The 21117-nt window shown below is 47.1% G+C and carries 14 protein-coding genes and 1 tRNA gene; 7 read left to right on the plus strand and 8 right to left on the minus strand.

Translation table 11 applies throughout. The features are described from left to right. Positions 1 to 3 precede the first annotated feature (3 nt). From ACZOTW_RS00675 to hpt, 4 genes are all read right to left on the minus strand, one after another. Entirely contained in the window at positions 4 to 720 is a 717-nt protein-coding gene (locus ACZOTW_RS00675; RefSeq protein ID WP_483997214.1) for a pyridoxine 5'-phosphate synthase, read from the minus strand. Next, entirely contained in the window at positions 717 to 2069 is a 1353-nt protein-coding gene (gene glmM, locus ACZOTW_RS00680; RefSeq protein ID WP_483997215.1) for a phosphoglucosamine mutase, read from the minus strand. Before glmM ends, ACZOTW_RS00675 begins: the two co-directional genes overlap by 4 nt. Before the next feature lie 73 nt (positions 2070 to 2142). Further along, on the minus strand, positions 2143 to 4074 hold the full coding sequence (ftsH, locus tag ACZOTW_RS00685; RefSeq protein ID WP_177746580.1) for an ATP-dependent zinc metalloprotease FtsH: 1932 nt from the start codon (positions 4072 to 4074) through the stop codon (positions 2143 to 2145). Further along, entirely contained in the window at positions 4074 to 4604 is a 531-nt protein-coding gene (hpt, locus tag ACZOTW_RS00690) for a hypoxanthine phosphoribosyltransferase (RefSeq protein ID WP_177746582.1), read from the minus strand. Before hpt ends, ftsH begins: the two co-directional genes overlap by 1 nt. Before the next feature lie 128 nt (positions 4605 to 4732). On the opposite strand from hpt, the gene ACZOTW_RS00695 reads away from it, so the two are divergent. Continuing rightward, complete coding sequence (locus ACZOTW_RS00695) at positions 4733 to 6100, plus strand: hypothetical protein (protein WP_483997216.1); 1368 nt, start codon at positions 4733 to 4735, stop codon at positions 6098 to 6100. A 50-nt stretch (positions 6101 to 6150) separates the two neighbouring features. On the opposite strand, the gene mutL is transcribed toward ACZOTW_RS00695, so the two are convergent. Next, positions 6151 to 8019, minus strand: coding sequence for a DNA mismatch repair endonuclease MutL (gene mutL / locus ACZOTW_RS00700; RefSeq protein ID WP_483997217.1), 1869 nt, complete (start codon positions 8017 to 8019; stop codon positions 6151 to 6153). Continuing rightward, positions 8012 to 10573 (minus strand): DNA mismatch repair protein MutS, encoded by a 2562-nt coding sequence (gene mutS, locus ACZOTW_RS00705; protein WP_483997218.1) that lies wholly within the window; start codon positions 10571 to 10573, stop codon positions 8012 to 8014. Before mutS ends, mutL begins: the two co-directional genes overlap by 8 nt. 185 nt (positions 10574 to 10758) lie before the next feature. Between mutS and ACZOTW_RS00710 the strand changes: the two genes are divergently transcribed. Then, a tRNA-Tyr gene (locus ACZOTW_RS00710) sits at positions 10759 to 10845 on the plus strand. 297 nt (positions 10846 to 11142) lie between these two features. Here ACZOTW_RS00710 and alaS read toward each other — a convergent pair. Then, entirely contained in the window at positions 11143 to 13755 is a 2613-nt protein-coding gene (alaS, locus tag ACZOTW_RS00715) for an alanine--tRNA ligase (RefSeq protein ID WP_428040979.1), read from the minus strand. A 133-nt stretch (positions 13756 to 13888) separates the two neighbouring features. Between alaS and ACZOTW_RS00720 the strand changes: the two genes are divergently transcribed. The 3 genes from ACZOTW_RS00720 to ACZOTW_RS00730 are packed head-to-tail and all read left to right on the plus strand — an operon-like array spanning position 13889 to position 15606. Next, on the plus strand, positions 13889 to 14227 hold the full coding sequence (locus ACZOTW_RS00720; protein WP_483997219.1) for a hypothetical protein: 339 nt from the start codon (positions 13889 to 13891) through the stop codon (positions 14225 to 14227). Beyond that, positions 14224 to 15111, plus strand: coding sequence for a diacylglycerol/lipid kinase family protein (locus ACZOTW_RS00725; RefSeq protein ID WP_483997220.1), 888 nt, complete (start codon positions 14224 to 14226; stop codon positions 15109 to 15111). The genes ACZOTW_RS00720 and ACZOTW_RS00725 overlap by 4 nt, the downstream gene beginning before the upstream one ends. After that, the gene (locus ACZOTW_RS00730) at positions 15112 to 15606 is read left to right on the plus strand and encodes a thermonuclease family protein (protein WP_483997221.1); all 495 of its coding nucleotides are present in this window, start codon (positions 15112 to 15114) and stop codon (positions 15604 to 15606) included. It begins immediately after the preceding gene. Positions 15607 to 15879: 273 nt separating this feature from the next. Here the strand turns inward: ACZOTW_RS00730 and ACZOTW_RS00735 are convergent, their stop codons facing one another. Then, positions 15880 to 16440 (minus strand): NUDIX domain-containing protein, encoded by a 561-nt coding sequence (locus ACZOTW_RS00735; RefSeq protein ID WP_428049754.1) that lies wholly within the window; start codon positions 16438 to 16440, stop codon positions 15880 to 15882. Positions 16441 to 16511: 71 nt separating this feature from the next. Between ACZOTW_RS00735 and dnaE the strand changes: the two genes are divergently transcribed. Then, complete coding sequence (gene dnaE, locus ACZOTW_RS00740; protein WP_483997222.1) at positions 16512 to 20003, plus strand: DNA polymerase III subunit alpha; 3492 nt, start codon at positions 16512 to 16514, stop codon at positions 20001 to 20003. An 85-nt stretch (positions 20004 to 20088) separates the two neighbouring features. After that, positions 20089 to 21045: an L-lactate dehydrogenase gene (locus ACZOTW_RS00745; RefSeq protein WP_440255963.1), complete on the plus strand. Its 957-nt coding sequence runs from the start codon at positions 20089 to 20091 to the stop codon at positions 21043 to 21045. Positions 21046 to 21117 lie beyond the last annotated feature (72 nt).

A 21117-nucleotide genomic window follows, 5' to 3' on the forward strand; every position in this document is an offset into this window, starting at 1 on the left:
CTCCTATAAAAGTTCCTTCATCTCGCTTACCGCAGCAGGCAACCCCGCAAAAACGGAGCGCGTAACAATGGAAAAGCCAATGTTCATACAGGACATTCCGCCAATATCGGCTACCGCCAGTACATTGTGGTAATCCAGGCCGTGTCCGGCGTGTACTTCCAGCCCTAATTCCTTGGCAAGCAAGGTGGAAAGGGCCAAATCCTGCAATAATTTTTGCGTTTGTTTGGCGGTAGTGGCTTCGCTGTAATCGCGGGTGCACAGTTCTACAATATCCGCGCCCAATTTGGCCGCAGTGCGGACAGAAGATGCGTCCGGGCTGACAAAAAGACTTACCAAAATACCCTTTTTATGCAGCCGTTCAATCATTTCAAGCAAACGCGCTTCTACCTGCGGGGTAAATTTCAAACCGCCGGTAGTAGTTACTTCGCCCGGTTCTTCCGGCACGATACACACCGAATAAGGCTTGTATTTTAACGCGGCCTTTTCCAATTCCGGCGTATAGGAGCATTCCAAATGGATTTTGCCCGGAAAAGTTTTGCACAGCAGAGACAGGTCCTTTTCGTTAATGTGGCGCTCGTCTTTGCGTAAATGTACCACAATAAAATCGGCTCCTGTTTCCAGGCATACGGCTGCGGCATCCACCGGGTCCGGCCACGCGGCACGGCGCGCCTGGCGCAAGGTGGCGATATGGTCAATATTTACACCTAACTTTAAACTCATTTGCACGCCTCCGTTTTTTGTTTATAAAGGGCTTCCACTTCCTGCATTACCCGGTTGACGGCAGAAATTTCTTTCCCCTCTACCAAAATACGCAGTTTAGGCTCCGTCCCGCTGTACCGTACAATTACGCGGCCTTGACCGTTCATTGTTTTTTCTATTTCGGACACACCGGACAAAAAGCCGGGCAAAGAATCTAACGGGGGTTTCGCCGTTACCGGCACAGCCGTTAATTGGCTGGGGTATTTGGACCATTGGTCGGCAAACCAACTGACGGGTTGGCCCGATTTTTTGACAAATTGTAAAAATTGTAAAGCAGACAGAATACCGTCGCCCGTGTTGGCAAAGTGGCGGAAGATAATATGCCCGGAGGTTTCTCCGCCTACGGACAAATCTCCCTTTTCCAACGCTTCGGAAACGTATTTATCCCCGACGGTTGTCAGTTCCACCTCTACGCCGTTTTCCTTTAAATAGTTAATGCACCCCAAGTTAGCCATAATGGTCAAAACGGCTTTGTTATTGTTCAAGCGGCCTTCTTTTTTCAAGCACAGCGCGGAGGCGGCAATAATATTATCACCGTCCAACTGGCGGCCCTTTTCATCAGACGCTATCACGCGGTCGGCATCGCCGTCAAAACTAAACCCGACGAAGGCTTTTTCCTTTTGGGTTAATTCCTGCATAAACTGCGTATGTAATGCACCCACATTTTTATTAATGTTGGTTCCGTCCGGCTTGGCAGCGGTTACGACAACGTCCATACCGAGTCCCGCAAAAACATTTACGGCAACCTTGGAACTTGCGCCGTTCGCACAATCCAACACCACTTTGGTTCCTTTTAATAAAGAAGCATCCACCGTGGACATCAAGAATTTTTCATATTCTTTAACCAAGGATACATCTTCTTTCAAGGCTCCTTTGGGGGAAGGAATATCCTGCAAAGATTCAATTTCGGCCTCAATGGAATTTTCCAATTCTTCGGGGAGTTTAGTGCCGTGATTAGTAAAAAATTTGATACCGTTAAATTCAGCCGGGTTGTGGCTTGCGGAAATAACTACCCCGCACAGGCTGCCAGTTTTTTTAACGAGGTACGCCACGCAAGGAGTAGGCGCAATACCTACACTAATAACATCCGCCCCGCTGGCGCGGATACCTTTTTCCAAGGCGGCCAAAATAGCCGGGCCGGAGGCGCGGGAATCCTGCGCGATAATGACTTGGGGCTTTAAATGCTCGGACTTGGCATATTCCTGCAACTCACGCAAGGCGGCATAGCCCAATTTTTGGATGAAATCATCCACCAACGGAAACTGGCCTGCTACGGCACGAACCCCGTCGGTTCCAAAATACTTTCCCATATACACTTCCTTTTGCACCGGCGGGCGCACAGCGGCCCCGGCGCGGTTAGTCCCGCTACAAAGTTTAAACGCCCTAAAAGAGTTCCGCTTGTTGAGCCTCCGGCTTTTCGGCTTTCGGCGCCTTCGGTTCCTCTTTTACGGGTTCTTGCTCTGCGGGCTTGGGCGAAGCATCCTCCTTCGCGGCGGGTTTCAAGCCCAAAATTTCGTCAATTTCCTTGGCGTCCACCACTTCTTTGGCAAGCAGGGTTTCTACCAATTTATCAAATGCAACGCGGTGGGAAGAAATAATCTCTTTTGCGCGGGCATAGGACGATTTAATCAAATCTAATATTTCCTCATCAATGGTGCGGGCGAGTTCTTCGGAATATGTTTTGTGGCGCGAAAGGTCGCGGCCTAAAAAGACTTCGCCATCGTCGCCATTTGGCAAGGCAATCGGCCCCAATTTTTCGCTCATACCCAATTCCACCACCATTTTGCGGGCATAAGCCATTGTTTTGTTGAGGTCGTCGCTGGCACCGGAGGTGATTTCGCCAAAGACAATTTCTTCGGCGGCACGTCCGGCCAACAAAATACACAGTTTGTCCAACAGTTCAGATTTGCTGGTTAAAAATTTATCTTCCAACGGCAGTTGCAAGGTATAGCCCAATGCCTGGCCGCGGGGAATAATCGTAACCTTATGCACCGGGTCCGAGTGGTTCGTCAGGCGCGCTACTAATGTATGTCCGCACTCGTGCGCGGCGATGACACGCTGTTCGTGTTTGGAAATAATACGGCTCTTTTTCTGCGGCCCTGCAATTACGCGTTCAATGGCTTCGTCCATATCGGCAGAAGTTACAGCCTCTTCGTCCGCACGCGCGGCCAAAATAGCAGCCTCGTTAATGACGTTTGCCAAATCGGCCCCTACAAAGCCGGGGGTTCCTTTGGCCACAACTTTCAAATCTACATCCTGGCCCAATTTTACTTTTTTGGCGTGAACTTTTAAAATTTCCTCACGGCCTTTTAAATCCGGCGCGGGAACGGAAATATGTCTGTCAAAACGGCCGGGGCGGATTAAGGCCGGGTCCAGCACGTCCGGGCGGTTGGTGGAAGCCATTAAAATAATGCCTTGTTTGCTTTCAAAGCCGTCCAGTTCAATTAACAGTTGGTTTAAGGTTTGTTCGCGTTCGTCGTGCCCGCCCCCAATACCGGCAAAGCGGCGGCGGCCTACGGCATCCAATTCGTCAATAAAGATAATGGCAGGAGAGTTCTTTTTGGCCTGGTCAAACAAATCACGCACGCGCGCCGCGCCCACACCTACAAACATTTCCACAAATTCCGAAGCAGACGCGGAGAAGAAAGCCACTCCCGCTTCTCCCGCTACGGCTTTTGCCAGTAAAGTTTTCCCCGTTCCGGGCGCCCCATACAAAAGCACGCCTTTGGGCAGTTTTCCGCCTAAGCGCTGGAATTTTTTGGGGTTCTTTAAGAATTTAATAACGTCTTCCAATTCTTCCTTGGCTTCGTCGCAGCCGGCCACATCTTTAAAAGTTACGGTCTGCTGGGAAGGGTCCTGCATTTTGGCTTTGGAGCGCGCAAAGTTAAGGGCGCTTTTGCCGTCATTTCTTTGCGGACGGAGAAAAATAAACCACCACAAACCGATTAAAAGGACAATCCACAATACGTTGAACAGAATATTGCCCAACCAACTGTTGTCCTTTTCGGCTTTGTATTTAATTTTGGCGGCGGATAATTGGTTCACTAGGTCCGGGTCTTCCATACGCACCGTTTTAAAGGGAGCGAACTGCCCGTCCTGTTTTTTATACATCCCGGAGATAACACCCGGGGCCACCGTCAAGTCCGACACTTCGGCTGCGGCTACTTTGTTTTTAAAGTCGGAATAGTCTAATTCCGCCTGCTTGGGGCCCTGTTTATTAAACAACAACACGGCCAGCGCAAAAATAGCCAACCAGCCTACAATTTGACCGACGGATACAATCCGGCGGTTGTTCGGACGTTTATTATTCTTCATTATTTTCTAAATACTCCAATATACGGCAAGTTGCGGTACAGTTCGTTATAATCTAATCCGTACCCAATCACAAATTCATCCCCCACGGTAAAACCAATGTATTTGGGGTGGACATCAGCCTTGCGGTTGCAGGGTTTATCCAGCAGACAGCAAATTTCAATGCTGGCCGCGCCGCGGTTTTTTAAATTGCCGAGCAAGTAATCCAAGGTAAGCCCGGTATCTACAATATCTTCTACGATAACAACGTGGCGGCCTTTAATGCTTTCACGCAAATCCAACATCGTGCGCACCTGACCGGTGCTGGCCGTTCCGCCCGCATAAGAAGATAAGCACATAAAATCCATATTGCAATCTACGCTGATGTTCTTCATCAAATCGGAATAGAATAAAATGCACCCGCGCAAAATACCTACGAATAACGGCTGTTTACCGCGGTAGTCGGCGGAGATTTGACGGCCCAGTTCTGCACAGCGCGCCGCGAGTTGTTCCTGCGAAAATAAAACACGTTCTAAAACGGGAATATCAGACATAACCCCTCCAATAGAGATATATAATACAGGATACCTTTTTTTCGCCTGAAAATAAAGAGGACCGGACCTAGGGGAATTTAGGCCTTTTGGCCCTTGTCCCGGGGAAAGAAAAACCTTATCATATTAATATGAAAAAACTAATTATTCTTTTCACTGCTTTTTTATTTACCCTCGCCCCGGTGTGGGGACAATGTGGTAAAAACGCGGATTTGGACAAACGGCTCCAAATATCTATCCGCACCCTTACAACTAATAAAAATTTAGAGATGCAGAGAACCCTGCGCCAAGAAACGGATATAAACCTATCAAAGGTTATTTCTTGGCAGGAGTTTTTGCGTTTAAATGAAAGGGCAAAAGAGCGCTTATTAGCATCCACCCGGTTGGAGGCAAAAGCCCTGGAATTGGACTTAAAAGAAAATCCTAATATGGTTGCACCACAAATAGAATATAAGAATTCCGTGCCAGACTATTCGCACGCCTTTACGCACAAATATATTTTTATTTCAGAGAACATCTCTCACGACACTAAATCCGCCCCGCAAGAAGTAATTAATATTTTGAAGGCCGCCCGCAACGCGCGCCCAAATGCCAAAATTTTACTCGCCCAAGAGTTTTTAAGTTGGACGGGAGAAAGTAATGATTCCTTGCTTAAAAAACCGGGCCAAAATTCCGAACTATATTCTAGTTATCCGGAAGTAACCCAAGCGGCCGACACATTGGGGATAGACCAACTGGCATTAGATGATACCCCCTATTATGCAGAAGACAAAAATGTCTTCGTAAAATTAAGAAAATTCTTGGTTGAGGTAACTCCACAGGATAAACTCCCACTTTTATCATACACAGAGTGCGACGATCCCTTATTTACCCGGTGGGCTTCCGCATATCAATTTATTGGGATATCCCCGTTTGGGGTTTTGGAACGCAATTACCAATGGGCCGGACGAATAAAGGCGGTAGAACCCCATTATGATCTGATTTTGGTATATGCTGGCAGCGGCCATTTACGTAACACCTATTCCAATGATCTGCCAACGCTGCTTAAATGCAAGGATTTTGCCCATATTGCGTTATTTCCTACGGATCCAATAGACCCGGCCGTTGGGAAATACTATGAAACGCGCTTTTTAAAAGGGGAACAATACGCCATTACCAATGACCAACAACAATACCAAGAGGACGCCCGTTTACAAGAACAAGTAACCCGTGGTACTACCTTTAAACAATCGCTTGACCAAACAGAAGAAGAAACTTATCAATCCTATAAAAATTGGAAAAATAAAAAACTTCCACTGTGGGTTAGCCTAACAGAAGAGGAGTTTCTCCAAAAGAACCCTAATTATAAAAAACCTAATGCCTTAAAAAATGATATAGTTTCCCATTGTACCTATGGAATAATTTTGGCAGAACCACGCGTTGAACAAGAACAAAAACCGGAGGTTTGCCCTGCGCCTAAAACTATGCCAATTGGGCCCAAACACAAAAGTTACATTTAGCAGCAAAAGCCCCGCTTGCAGGCGGGGCTTTTTATTAGGCGTTTGATAAATTAGCGACCAAAAAGTTTATCCAACTGCTTCATATCCAGTTGCGCTACGCACGGACGTCCGTGCGGACAATGCATTCCGTCCTTGCATTTCTTCATATTTTCTAAAAGGCCTTCGGCTTCGGCAGGCGATATTTGGTCGTGCGCTTTAATGGCTTTTTTACAGGCCAGCATTGCCACCATTTTGCGCTTTAAGGTTTCGGTAGATTTAGACGGGTCCCCTACCACTTGCGACAAAGAGACGATAAATTCTTTCATATCGTCCTCTTTAAAGCGAATCATATGCGGCATTGTGCGCACCAGTACCGTACGGGCAGAAAAAGGCTCTAACTCAAAACCCGCCGTTTTAAGCCAACCGGCCCAAGACAAAAGCGTTTCCGTATTGGACGGGGGCAAGTCAACGTGTACCGGGAAAAGCAGTTTTTGCACCTTTACGGAGCGGGCTTCGAAAGCCTCCAAATAATGTTCAAAAAGAACTCTCTCCTGCGCGGCGTGCTGGTCAATTATCACCAACCCCAACGGATTTTCAAACAACAGATAACTGCGCTGTAACTGGCCCAAATAATGATACGGGCCACGGTACCACTTCGGCGCATCAGCAGAAACCAAGTCTGCCGGTTCAGCAGGTGATGCCACGGACTTAGCCGGAACAGACGGAATTTTGGACGGTTCCTCCGGCCGGGCCACATATTCGGCCGGTTCCTCGGTTTCCCGTAAAGTAAAATTATTTTTAGGTTTAAAATCACCCAATTTTAAAGGTTCCGCCACCGTTTGGGCAAAAGTTTCCATAGGGGAGGGTGTAAATAATTTCTCCGCCGCGGGCTGCGCGGGTATGGGCAAATCTATTTTGGGCGGCAGCGTTACTTGCACCGGACGTGCATTTTTGAAAATAGTTTCTCCCGCGGCGTTCATTACAAAACCAAACACCTTGCTTTCGTTTACAAAGCGGATATCGCGCTTTTGAGGATGAATATTTACATCAAAATCCGCAGGATTTAACGTCATATACACCAAAAAGGCCGGGTGGCGGTCCTTCGGGCGGACATTTTGATAAGCCTTATAAATAGCCTGTTGGACGGTTTTGGAATCAATCGGACGGCGGTTTACAAAAATATATTGCATATCCCGAACGGAAACCAATTTGTCGGCAGGGGTCAAAAAGAGTTTCAGGCCCAGTTCCCCAAATTCTTTAAATAAAAGAGACTGCGCCACTTCTTCGCCCAAAATTTGTTTGGCGCGGTTCACGGCGCTTTGCGGCAGTTCGCCTGTTTGGGCGGGTAAATCATACACAGAACGTCCGTTAATCATCACGCGGTAGCCCACCTTTAAATTGGCAAGTGCGCTTTCCTCAATCACCTTTAACAGGCAGGCACGTTCGTATGAATCACTTTTCAAAAATTTGAGGCGCGCGGGAACATTATAAAATAAATCACGAATTTCCACCGTAGTTCCCTTGATAGACGGAGCCGGACTTTGGGCAAAAATCTTTCCAGCGTGAATTTCCACCCGATGCCCCTGCCCGCCTTCCCGGCAACTGGTAATCGCCATCCGCGATACGGCCGCCACAGAATACAGGGCTTCCCCACGGAAACCAAACGTTTGCAAGGTTTCCAAATCACTAAATGAATTAATTTTGCTGGTAGCGTGGCGCCGGATACTTAACAGCAGGTCATCTTCGCTCATTCCGCACCCGTTATCGTTAATGCGGATTAAGGTGCGGCCGGCGCCTTCTATATCAATATTAATGGCACTCGCGCCCGCGTCCACTGCGTTTTCCAGCAGTTCTTTAAGCACGCCCGCCGGGCGTTCAATTACCTCGCCCGCGGCGATTTTTCCGGCGGTTTTTTCGTCCAATAGATGAATATTACTCATTAATCCGTTTCTTCCACTCGCAAATTAACTGTAATGCCGCCATAGGGGTCAACTGGTCGGTATCGGCCAGTTTGATTTCCTCCACAATGGGAGAGGAAAATAAATCTTTTACCATATCTTGCTCTTTGGCGGAAATTTTGGAACCTTTTTTTGCCTCTAAATCTTTGAGAACCTTTTTGGCGCGCAAGGTACAGGCCGCCGGCAAGCCCGCAATCTCAGCGACGTGAATCCCATACGAGCGGTCTGCCGCGCCCGGTAAAATTTGATATAAAAAAGCCAGTTTGCTTTCGCCGGAAGCATCTTGATATTCCTTGGCCTCCACGTGATAGTTGCGCACGCGGGCATACTTATTTTCCAAATCCACCAGTTCAAAATAGTGCGTGGCAAACAGCACCTTGGGGCCGCCGTGCGGTTTATATAAATATTCCACAATGGCCCACGCAATAGAAATGCCATCAAAGGTAGAAGTTCCGCGGCCGACTTCATCCAATAAAATCAAACTGCGCGGAGTCATAGAAGCCAAAATATGGGCCGTTTCGTTCATTTCCACCATAAAGGTAGAATTGCCCCGGCCCAATGCATCGTGCGCGCCGATACGCGTCATAATTTTATCCACCACGCCCAAACGCGCCGCCGAAGCGGGCACAAAACTGCCCATTTGCGCTAAAATCGTAATAATAGCGGTTTGCTTTAAAAATACGCTCTTTCCCCCCATATTGGGGCCGGTAATCAGCATAATTTGGATTTGCTGGCTGCCGATATCCAAATTATTCGGCACAAAACTGCCCGCGGGCAAGGTGTCTTCCACTAACGGATGTCTTCCGTTTTCGTAATAGAGTTCGGTTCCGTTGTTTACCTCCGGCTTAGTCCAGTTGCCTTTCATAGCATCCAACGCAAGGGACATATATACGTCCAGTTCCGCAACAATTTGCGCAAAGGCTTTCAAATGGTTAATTTGCGCCGCCAAGGTTTTGCGGACTTCATCAAACAAACTGCTTTCCAAACGGATAATTTTTTGCTCGGCATTTAAGATTTTGTCTTCCAGTTGTTTGAGTTCTTCGGTAATAAAACGCTCGGCATTTACCAAGGTTTGCTTGCGCACATAGTTATAAGGCACTTTGGCAATATGGCTTTTGGTAACTTCAAAATAATAACCAAAAACAGAAGTATAACCCACTTTTAAGGTAGTAATACCTGTTTTTTCGCGTTCGCGCGCACAGATATCTTCCATACATTTATTGCTATTGGCTTTGAGCGAGCGAAGTTCATCTAACCCGGCATTGTAACCTTGACGGATGACGTGTCCGTCGGAAATTTTTAAGGGCGGATTTTCACTAATAGCATCATACAGCACACGCGCCATATCGCGTAGCACTGGCAAATGCTCCTTGAACGATGCAGCCAAATACGGCGCGACGTGTCCGTATTGTTCAAACCAACGGGCAATCGGGTCCACGCTTAAAAGGGAATTGCGTAGGCCAGACATATCGCGCGGAGAAGCCGTACCCGTAGCGGTGCGCGTCATAATGCGTTCAATATCGGAAATGTTTTCCAACAAAGCAGATAAATCGGCAAGGGCAGATTGATTATTTACAAATCCCTCCACCGCGTTTTGGCGCACGGCAATATCCGCCGGGTCCATAAGCGGATGCAAAATCCACTCCTTTAACTTGCGGCTGCCCACCGCTGTTTTAGTTTTATCCAGCAAGGCCCATAAACTGCCTTTTCTGTTCCCTTCCTGGCTTTTAACCAATTCCAAAGAGGCTACGGCATTTTCGTCAATTTGCAAGCAATTTTTAAGTTCTCGGTAGGACGGAACCAGCACCCGTTTAAAACTAGGCTCGGTAACGTTTAAATACCGCATAATAAGGAGCGCGCACGCCAAGGCACTGCGCTTACTGCCCCAAGCGCTCAGTGCAGGCCAATTTTCCGGAAGGGTATAGTCCCCGTCAAAAGCGGGTTGCTCGGTAAGCGTTAAATTAGCGGGCAAAACAATTTTAGTTTTAAGTTGCAAAAGAGTGTCTTTATCCGCAATAATTTCGGAAGGATTTACCGCGGCCAAAGCGGCGGCCAGATTGGTTAAAGAAATATCTTTATCGTTCTGGTTTATCCAAAATTCTCCTGTGGAAACCTCCACGCACGCCATTGCCCACCCCGCCGGCAACGACATAACAGAAACCAAATAATTGGATTGGTTGGCATCCAGCAAGGTGTCTTCCATTAGCGTACCGGGGGTAATCACGCGAATAACTTTGCGTTCAAACAGTTTGGTGTTTTTGTCCATTACCGTACTGGTTTGCTCGCAAATACCAATTTTTTTTCCCGCATTTAATAAGCGGACAATATAGTTATTGGCCGCGTGATACGGAATACCACACATCGGCATACCGTTGCGCGCAGTAAGAGTAAGACCCAAAAGGGCGCTAATTTCGCGCGCCTGGTCATCAAACATTTCGTAAAAATCACCCAGACGGAAAAACAACACGATATCGGGGTATTTGGCCCGCGTGTCAAAATATTGCTTCATTAAAGGGGTAAGGGCAGTCTTTTGCATAGTGATATTCTAGCAATTTTTCCCCTTTTATGGCCCGACGGCAACCTTTTATGCGGAGAATAATTTTATACATAGATAAAGAAATGACAGAAACGTAATTTTTTGTTATAATATTTGTACCTAGTTGTTTAAGTAATAACTACGGTCCGGGACTTTTAAGTTCCGGCGTTTTTAATGTTTTGTTCGGTAGGATGGCTGAGCGGTCAAAAGCAACGGTCTGTAAAACCGTCGGGCTACGCCCTACATAGGTTCGAATCCTATTCCTACCACCATTTAACCACCCTTACGGGTGGTTTTTTTATGGGATAGAAAAGCAGGCAACTTACTTCAATAAGAATTAACCGCCACTTGTTGGCGCGTCGGCATCTGCTATTGTATCGTTGTTTCCAAAAAATGTTATCGGGGATGAGGACAAAACGACAGATACCAAACGACGATGATGGGGGCGGATAATCACTATAACAGGGACATAACAAACACCCTGGGGAAAGAAACCCCAGGGTGTTTGGTTACAGAACTATACCGGCAACCGCAGAGAAAACTCGCGGTGCTAGTGTCCGGCAAAAGCCTTATAACGAACCTTTTAAGCCGTCAATAAACTCTTGCCACGGGCGTTTGGCCTCGCCGCCGCCTTGGGCGAAGTCGGCGCGTCCTCCCGCGCGGCCGTTTAGATCTGCCGCAATTTGCTTGGCAACCGCAGCAGCATCCGTATTAGGTAATTTTCCCGCTGTCTTAACAACAAACGCACGTTTGCCCTCTTTATCGCAAGTTACAATAATTAATGCTTGCTTATATTTTTGTGCAATCGTATCGGCAATATTGCGCAATTCCTTCGGCTCGGCTCCTTCGGCATTACGCACGACCAAAACCGTGCCGTTTTTCAGCGTGAAACTCATTTCGTTAATGCCTCCGGCGGCCAAGGTTTTTTCGCGGAATTGCAGGTAGCGTTTTTTCACTTCTTTCAATTCGTCCGCAATCGCATTAACGCGGGCAAAAACATCTTTGGACGGAACTTCCAAGCGTACGGACAATTCTTCGGCCTGGCGGTTTACGTTCTTTAAATAGTCCAGCGCGGCATATCCCGCCACACCTTCTACGCGGCGCACTCCGGCGGAAACAGAACCTTCTTTAAGCACCAAAACCGTCATTACGTCCGCCGTATTCTTAACGTGTGTACCGGCACAGAGTTCCAAACTGTACTTTTGTTCCGGATGAGCAAAACTGCCACCCATTAACACAAAGCGCGCAGGGTCGGCGTATGTTTCGCCAAGCAAAGTTACCGCACCTAATTTTTCGGCATCGGCAAGAGGACGCACCTCACAAGCCACGGGCAGAGCATCTTCGGCGGCTTGATTGGCAATTTCCCAAGCCGTGTTTAATTCCTCGGCGGTCGGGGTTTTTGAAAGTGTATAGTCAAAACGGAAACGCTCCGGAGAGACGTAAGAACCGCTTTGATGTACGGACGGCCCAAATACCTGACGCAAGGCCGCATTGACCAAGTGAATTGCGCTATGGTTCGCCATACAGCGTTTGCGCAAGGCCGCGTTCACCGCAAGAGTAACCTTTTGGCCTTTTTTCAGCAAGCCGGAAAATTTATGTAAGAACACCTTAGAGATGGGCTTTTGCACATCGTCCACGCGGGCAATTTCTTTTCCGTCTGCCAAAATAATGCCTTTATCACCCACCTGTCCGCCGGATTCGGCATAGAACGGAGTGCGGTCAAAAACAGCATAACCTTCGCCGTTTACTTCGTCCGTCAGTTCAAATTTGTCATTTAATAACATCAACACCGTGCCCTCGTCCGTCAACGTATCGTACCCCGTAAATACGGTGGCCGGGTTGTGGGTTTCCACGTGCTGCATCATATAGGCTTTGTCTTTGGTAAACTCGTCCGCATACGAGCGGCTTTTTTCCTGCGCGGCAGATTTGGCCTTTTCGTAACCTTTTTCTTCCACAGTGATACCTTTGGAAGCCGCAATTTCCTTGGTCAGTTCCAAGGGGAAACCATAGGTTTCGTGCAAATGGAAAGCCTCTTCGCCGGGCAAGGTGTTGCCGCAAGAAGAGAGCAAGGCAGATAGTTTTTCTTCTCCGTTTACCAAGGTTTTTAAGAAAGTGCTTTCTTCCAGTTTCAGCACATCTTGGATATGGGATAAATTTTTGTCAATTTCCGGATACAACCCCGCAAAGATATCCTTTACCACGGGCACCAGCGTATAAAGGTAGGGTTTATCGTTGCCCATTAATTTGGCATAACGGGCGGCGCGGCGAATCAAGCGGCGCAAAATGTACCCGCGGCCCTCATTGGAAGGCAAAATCCCCTCGGCAATCAAAAAACTGGAACTTCTTACGTGGTCCGCAATAATGCGCAAGGCGGAAACTTCTTCTTTGGTGTTTCCCGTAATATGCAAATCTTGTTTGGCGCGGTTGATAAGCGGGGTGAAAAGGTCCGTTTCAAACACGTTTTTGGCATTTTGCATTGCCATACACAACCGTTCCAAACCCATACCCGTATCAATATTGTTGTGGGGCAAAGGTTTAAAGGTCCCGTCCTCTTGGCGGTTATAACTTTCAAATACAATGTTCCAAATTTCTACAAAGCGTCCGCAATCACAGGTGATATCACAATGCGGATTTTTGCAGCCCTTATCGCCGAAATCGTAATAAATTTCGCTGCACGGGCCGCACGGACCGGTAGAACCCATCGTCCAAAAGTTGTCCGCTTCGCCCAGTTCAAAAATGCGTTCTTTGGGCACATACTTCAACCACAAGTTGTAGGCTTCTTCGTCACGCGGAGCAATACCGCCTTTATAGATGCTGACATACAGTCTGTCCGGCGACAAGCCAAGCGTCTTGGTTAAATATTCCCAAGCCCAGTCAATGGCTTCCTTTTTAAAATAATCCCCAAAAGAAAAGTTGCCCAACATTTCAAAAAACGTCAAATGGCGTTCGGTAAAACCTACACTGTCAATATCCGTGGTGCGTACGCATTTTTGGCAGGTAGTGGCATTTTTGAGAGAATCGTCAATGCCTAAAAAGTTGGCTTTAAATTGAACCATACCGGCAGAGGTAAAAAGAAGTGTCGGGTCCGAGTGGGGGATAAGGGAACTGGACGCGATAACCGGCAGGCCTTTGGAGTGAAAAAATTGCAAATAACCGTTTCTGATTTCTGTACTTGTTTTCATAAAACCTTCTTAACATAGCATTTAATACATATATAATAAAGTATATCAAATACAGAGGCTTCCCCGCGTGGCGGTTGCTGTTTTTGAACGGACAAACTTACAGATTTACTGCCCGTTTTGTTATAATTTTTCTATGAACAAAATTTTTGGATACTTACTGATTTGCGCCGGATTAGGATTAATTTTTTTCTCCCTAACCGGGATGTACAAGGTGTTTGTAAACGGCGGGGCCGTAATGCCCGTTATGCAATTTGCGGATATGCAAATTAATACCCAATACGGGCCTATGTTACTGCCAATGAAAAATTTAAGCACATTGGCAAACCTCGGTCTTTTTGCGGTACTGATGATATTTGTATTATCTGCCGGAAGCAAAGTGGCCCAAATAGGCAACGGCCTCTTAAAAACCGAACGCTTGTGCGAAACCATTAAAAACAGCCAAACGGAAGAAGAAAAACTGAAAAAATTATGAAAATTCTTTTTATTTTAAATCCTAAAAGCGGGAAAACCTTTCTGGACCAAGACCGGCTGGAAACAATGGCAAAATGTATCCAACTCAATTTTCCGGGGGCCGATATGCGCCTGACTAAGTCCGCCGGACACGCCACGGAACTGGCCCAAGAAGCCGCCGCCAACGGATACGAAGCCGTGGTGGCAATCGGCGGGGACGGCACCATCAACGAAACCGCACGCGGGCTGGTGGGTACAAATACGGCATTAGGTGTAATCCCTAAGGGGTCGGGAAACGGCTTTGCGCGCGAATTGGGTATGCCCTTTTTGTTTGAAGAAGCCGTAATGCGTTTGCAACGCCCCCAAATGCACAAGTGCGATGCGGGCCGCGCTAACGGGGAACTCTTTTTAAATTTAGCCGGGGTCGGCATTGAAGCCGAAATTGCCTGGAAATTTATGGAGCAGGGGAAAACAGGAATCCGCGGGATGTGGCCTTATTTTAAAATCGGCGCACAGACAGTTTTTTCTTACAAGCCTAAAACCTTACAGTTGGATTTGGACGGCACCCCTTGCGCGTTATCGCCCCTGACGTTGGTTTTTGCCAACGGACGCCAATATGGCAGTAACTTTAAAATTGCCCCCAAAGCCAATTTAAGCGACGGCGAACTGGATATGGTTATCGTGCAAGATGCTCCCAAATGGAAACTTGCCCTGGCAGCACCGTCTTTCTTTACCGATAACTGGCGACCCTTTGGTATTACGGAAACCACGCACGCCAAGCACGCGGTTATCCGTTCGCCGGGCGACATTGTTTATCATATTGACGGCGAACCCCGCAAAACCAAAGACCAACTGGAAATCACCATACAGCCCGGTGCGCTAAATGTACTGTTTCCGGAGAAATAAATGCCCCGTAAAAGAAAAACCTCCGCACGCAAGACCAACAAGCAGGTAAAATTTTGGGCAACGGTTATTGCCACCGCTGTTTTGTACATTATGCAACAGCAGGGGAAACCGCTCACCCAAACAGGCGAAGTGGCGGACGGGGAAATGTTTAGAAATGTGTCTGTTGCCTCGGTATATGACGGGGACACGTTTAAAATTAATTTAAACTGTTCCCTTGCCGTGTATTGCGAAAAAGTACCTGTGCGCGTGCGCGGAGTGGACACCCCCGAAATCAAGGGCAAAACGGGCAGAGAAAAGAAATTGGCACAAATGGCTAAGGAATTTACCCAAGCGTTTTTGGACCAAAAACCTATTACACTTTCCGACTGCGGCCGGGATAAATATTTCCGCCTGCTGTGTGATGTAACCAACGGCGAGGGCAAAAACCTGGCTGACGAACTTATCCGCCGCGAATTAGGCGACCCCTATGATGGGGGCACCAAGTCTAAAAAGTAGAGTCCTCCTTTGTTGTTTTTGGCAATCCTTTGAACCCGCCGTGAAACGAAAAAGCAAACTCCGTACGGGTCTTGGCCCGTCCGGCTGGTGCGTATAAGGCAAAAACACCCCTTTTCCCACTTGTACAGTAGTCTGTTTGGGCCGCCCGTGCGTTGCTGATAAAAAACGAGTTGAACGGAAAAATATTTTGATTTGTTTGAGTCTGTTAGGGCGAGTTATCAAAATATCCGTTCAACTCTGTTTTTTATAACGCTTTGGGCGGCGAGTTTTTTGCTACTTTTTTTCGGTAAAAAAAGTAGGGAAATGTATTCTATACCATTGGAGCATAATCACCGTTTTGGCATCCGTAATTTCGCCATTTTCCACCATTTGATAGGCTTTATCCAACGGGATTCGCTCTAAATTCAAAAATTCGTCTTCATCCGGTTGGTCTTCCCCGCGGGTCAGCCCCGTTGCCAAGTACAAATGCTGCACTTCGTTGGAAAAAGCATTACAAGGATGAAACGTCATTACCTCTTGCAGGTTTTTAGCCGTCAATCCTGTTTCTTGTTTGAGTTCGGCTTCGGCACACATCAAAAAAGTTTGGTTTTCTTCACGCTTTCCGGCAGGAATTTCCAAGGTAACCTGGCCAATCGGGTAGCGGTATTGCTGGACTAAATAGACATATCCGTCCTCTACCGGCAGCACACCGCTTGCTCCGCGGTGGTCAAAATACAACCGGGTGGAGGTTTTACCGTTAACCAGTTTTACTTCGTCCATCTTTACACCCAATACACCCTTATAGAGTGTTTTGGAGGAAATCGTTGTCTCTTTTAATTTACTATAATGTTTCATATAAATATCTTATAACATTTGGACCCGCCCGGACCGTTTATCTGTCCGCCCATTTAAAAGGATTTGCCTCTATGGCTGAATTTGTACAACTGCACAACCACACGGAATATTCTCTCTTGGACGGGATGCTGCGCATCTCATCCAACCATAAACCTTCGCAATTTTTGCAAGATTTAGCGGCGCAGGGTATTCCCGCTATGGCAATGACCGACCACGGAAATATGTACGGCGCGCTGGACTTTTACGACACAGGCCGTGCGGCAGGTATCAAGCCTATTATCGGGTGCGAGTTCTACATTACCGAAGGCAAATATAACGAAAAGGACAAGTCGCGCACCGGGCACTTAACCCTATTGGCCCGCAACTACGAGGGCTACCGCAATTTAATGAAATTAAACTCTATGGCCTGGGTGGACGGCTTTTATTACCACCCGCGCATAGACAAGGAAATTTTAGCCCAACACAGCGGCGGACTGCTCTGTTTATCCGGCTGTTTAAAGGGTTTTTTATCCCAATATGTCCGCGAGCCGGGCGGCTTTGAAAAAGCCTGTGCGCTGGCCAAAGAATATCAAGATATCTTTGGAGTTGGGAATTATTACATTGAACTGATGGACCACGGCATACGGGAGGAAGTAGAATCGCTGCCCCTTTTAAAAGATGTTGCCAAACGCACGGGCATCCCCGTAGTGGCCACCAACGATTGCCACTATTACAAAAAGGATGACTGGCTGGCACACGATGTGGCGGTTTGTATTGCTACGGGCAAGACATTAAACGACCCCAACCGTTTGCAAATGTCGCACGAGTTATATTTTAAATCGCCGGAAGAAATGTGCGCGCTGTTTTCGCACACGCCGCAAGCCTGCACCAACACATTGGAAATTGCCGAAAAATGCAATTTGGAATTTCCAAAACACGGATTTATTTTGCCGAATTTTGATATTCCCAAAGAGTTTCCCAACTCCGCCGAATATTTTAAAGATATTTGCCGCAAAGGGCTTATCAAAAAAATGAACGGCAATGTGCCAGAGCATTATTGGAAACAGTTGGAGTTTGAATTTAATGTTATTATTACAATGGGCTTTGACTGCTACTTCCTTATCGTACAGGACTTTATTAACTGGGCACGCGCAAACGGAATCCCGATAGGGCCGGGGCGCGGTTCCGGCGCCGGGTCTTTGGTTGCGTACAGTATGGATATTACGCGGGTGGACCCTATCGTCAACAAACTGCTGTTTGAACGCTTTTTGAACCCGGACCGCGTAAGTATGCCCGACTTGGATATTGATATGTCCGACGCGGGGCGCGAACGCGTAATTGACTACGTGCGCGGCAAATACGGACACGATAAAGTTTCCCAAATTATCACCTTTGGTACAATGAAAGCCAAACTGGCCTTAAAAGATGTGGCCCGCGCGATGGAAATTCCGGTAGCCGAATCCAACCGTATTGCCAAAATGATTCCCAATGACCCTAAAATGACATTGGAAAAGGCGTTGGAAATCAACGAACTTAAAAACGAAATTGACCGCAACCCGCAGAGCAAAAAACTCTTTGAAATGGCCCGCAAAATTGAAGGATTAAAACGCCATACGGGCATCCACGCCGCAGGGGTACTGATTACTAAGGATGCCGTGTCCGAATATGTCCCCTTGGCACGCGGGGCGCGTGATTCTATTACTACGCAGTTTGAAGGGGAGCCGTGTTCCAATTTAGGGTTACTTAAAATGGACTTTTTGGGTTTGCGTACTTTAACGGTCATTGATAATGCCGAAAAAATGATTCGCGCCCGCCACGACCCCAATTTTGATATTAATAAAATTCCGTTAGATGATAAAAAAACCTACGATATGCTTTGCGCGTGCAAAACGCTGGGCATTTTCCAGTTGGAAAGCGGCGGTATGCGCGACCTGATTAAAAAGTTGCAGCCGACCCAATTTAGCGACGTGTCCGCCTTGGTGGCGCTCTACCGCCCCGGGCCGATGGAATCAGGTATGATGGATATGTTCGTGCGCCGCAAAAACGGACAAGAAAAAATCGTCTATGAAACGCCTATGTTGGAAGAAACCCTCAAAGACACCTACGGTTGTATGGTGTATCAGGAGCAGATTATGCAAATTTCCAAAACATTGGGCGGCTTTACCCCCGGCGAGGCTGATACCTTGCGTAAGGCTATGGGTAAAAAGAAACTGGACGTAATGGAAAAGTTCGGCAAGAAATTTGTAGAGGGTTGTAAAAAGAATAACATTTCCGAAAAAATCGCTACGCATATTTACGAACAAATGAAGGCCTTTGCAGGCTACGGTTTTAACAAATCCCACTCGTTTGCATATGGTTTGGTGTCGTATCAAACCGCGTATTTAAAAGCCAATTATCCCATTGAATTTATGTGCGCGGCCCTGACCAACGAAATCGGGCACAACGCTATCGGTTCCGACGATAAGGAAAACAAAATTGTTACCTATTTGGAAGAAGCCAAAAAAATGGGTTTTTCCACCCTTCCGCCGGACGTAAATAAATCCGAGCCGGAATTTTCAGTAGAGGAAATTGACGGCAAGGAATACATCCGCTACGCCTTGGAAGCCATTAAAAACGCAGGGGAAGAAGCGTGTCTTTCTATTGTCAGCGAACGCAAAAAGGACGGGCCTTATAAATCGTTGGAAGATTTATGCAGCCGTATTGACCTGTTCCAAGCCAACAAGAAAACAATTGAAAGTTTAACCAAGGCCGGGGCATTGGACTCTATGATGCCGGGAGAGGATCCCAAAGCCGTCCGCGCCACGCTGTTAGCCAATATAGACAATGCCGTGGATACCGCCCACCTGGTAGCCAAAGAAAAAGAAAAAGATGCGGGCAACCTGTTTGGCGACGATTTTTCGGCTGTGCTAAGCGTAAAGAAAAAGCCAACCGTTAAGGCGAACCCGCTTACCCAAAGCGAGTTACTCGCGTATGAAAAAGAGGTCTTGGGCCTTTATTTCAGCGGGCATCCGATTGCTAAATACCAAAACTATTTAAAGCAACTGCGCTGTACACCGATTATTGATATTTTGGAAGGGCGCGCCGCGGGACGGCTTAACATTGTAGGCATTATTACACTCTTTAAAAAACGTCAAAACAAACAAAAGAAAGAGTGGGCGCAAATGATGATTGAGGACTGTACCGGCTCTATTTTGGTTAATGCGTTTGCTTCGGCCTATGAGGGAATGTCGCACAAATTGGCGCCTAATGCCATTTTGAACTTTATGGGCGATATTAAGGTGGACGAGGACAGCGCACGCATTGAACTTAACTTAAAGGGCGTCAGCAGCGTAACGGATTTGATTTCCAATATCGCCAAGGAATTTACCATCCATATTCCGGCAAACTATTCCAAAAATAATCTGCAAAAGTTGCGTACTTATTTGGATATGACGCGCGGAACTACCGTAATATATTTGGAGGTTCCCTCCAAGGAACACCCGGACAAAGTTCACCGCATCCGCACCAATAAGCGGATTTTGCTCCACAAAGGGCTGCTGGAATTTATTGAAAACACTATGGGCAACGCGTGGAGTTTTAAGTAGTAATTCTTTTTAATGGTGCCATAAGAGAGACAGATTTTGTATAGTAATAGCAGCGGGGCAAAAGCCCCAAGGGGGAAGTAAAAGTATGGAAACAAATTATATCAATTTTAGCAAAGTTGGCATTATTGGCTGCGGATTTGTCGGCTCGTCCTCCGCTTTTAGTTTGATGCAGAGCGGTATGTTTACCGAAATGGTACTTATTGATGCCGATAAAGCCCGCGCTGAGGGGGAAGCCCTGGATATCAGCCACGGCCTGCCGTTTGCCAAACCGATGAAAATCTATGCCGGTGATTATAGCAATTTAAAAGATGCCGGCCTTATCATTATTACGGCGGGAGCCAACCAAAAACCTGGCGAAACCCGCTTGGACCTTGTCAAAAAGAATATTGCTATCTTTAAGTCTATTATCCCGGAAATCAAAAAAATTGATTACAAAGGCATTTTGCTTATCATAGCCAACCCGGTGGATATTTTGACTACCGTCGCCATTAAATTAAGCGGCTTCCCGGCCAACCGTGTATTCGGTTCCGGAACCGTGTTGGATACGGCACGTCTGAAATACAACTTGGGCCAACATTTGGACGTGGACAGCCGCAGCGTACACGCATTTATTATCGGCGAACACGGCGACAGCGAAATTGCCGCTTGGAGTTGCGCCAACGTGTCCGGCATTAAATTAAATAAATTCTGCGAAATGCGCGGTTTCTTTAAGCACGAGGAAGCAATGAAGCGTATCGCTGATGAGGTAAAAAATAGCGCGTATGAAATTATCAAACGCAAACGTGCCACTTATTACGGTATTGCTATGGCCGTGCGCCGCATTTGCGAAGCCATTGTGCGCAACGAAAAATCTATCTTGCCGATTTCTTCTTTAATGAAAGGCCAATACGGCATTTCGGGTATTGCGCTGAGTATGCCGGCTATCGTGGGCAGAAACGGTGTAGAGACACACGTTCCGTTTGAAATCAACGAACAAGAAGCGGCCGACCTGCAAAAATCTGCCAAAACCTTGCAAGAAGTCCTCGCCCAAAACGAACTGTAATCGTTGCGCGGCAGATAACTTGTAAGTATTAGCCAGTAGCCCGCCTTATGCGCGCGGATTCTGTGGCAAAAT

It is taken from the genome of Candidatus Avelusimicrobium sp., assembly GCF_056976295.1.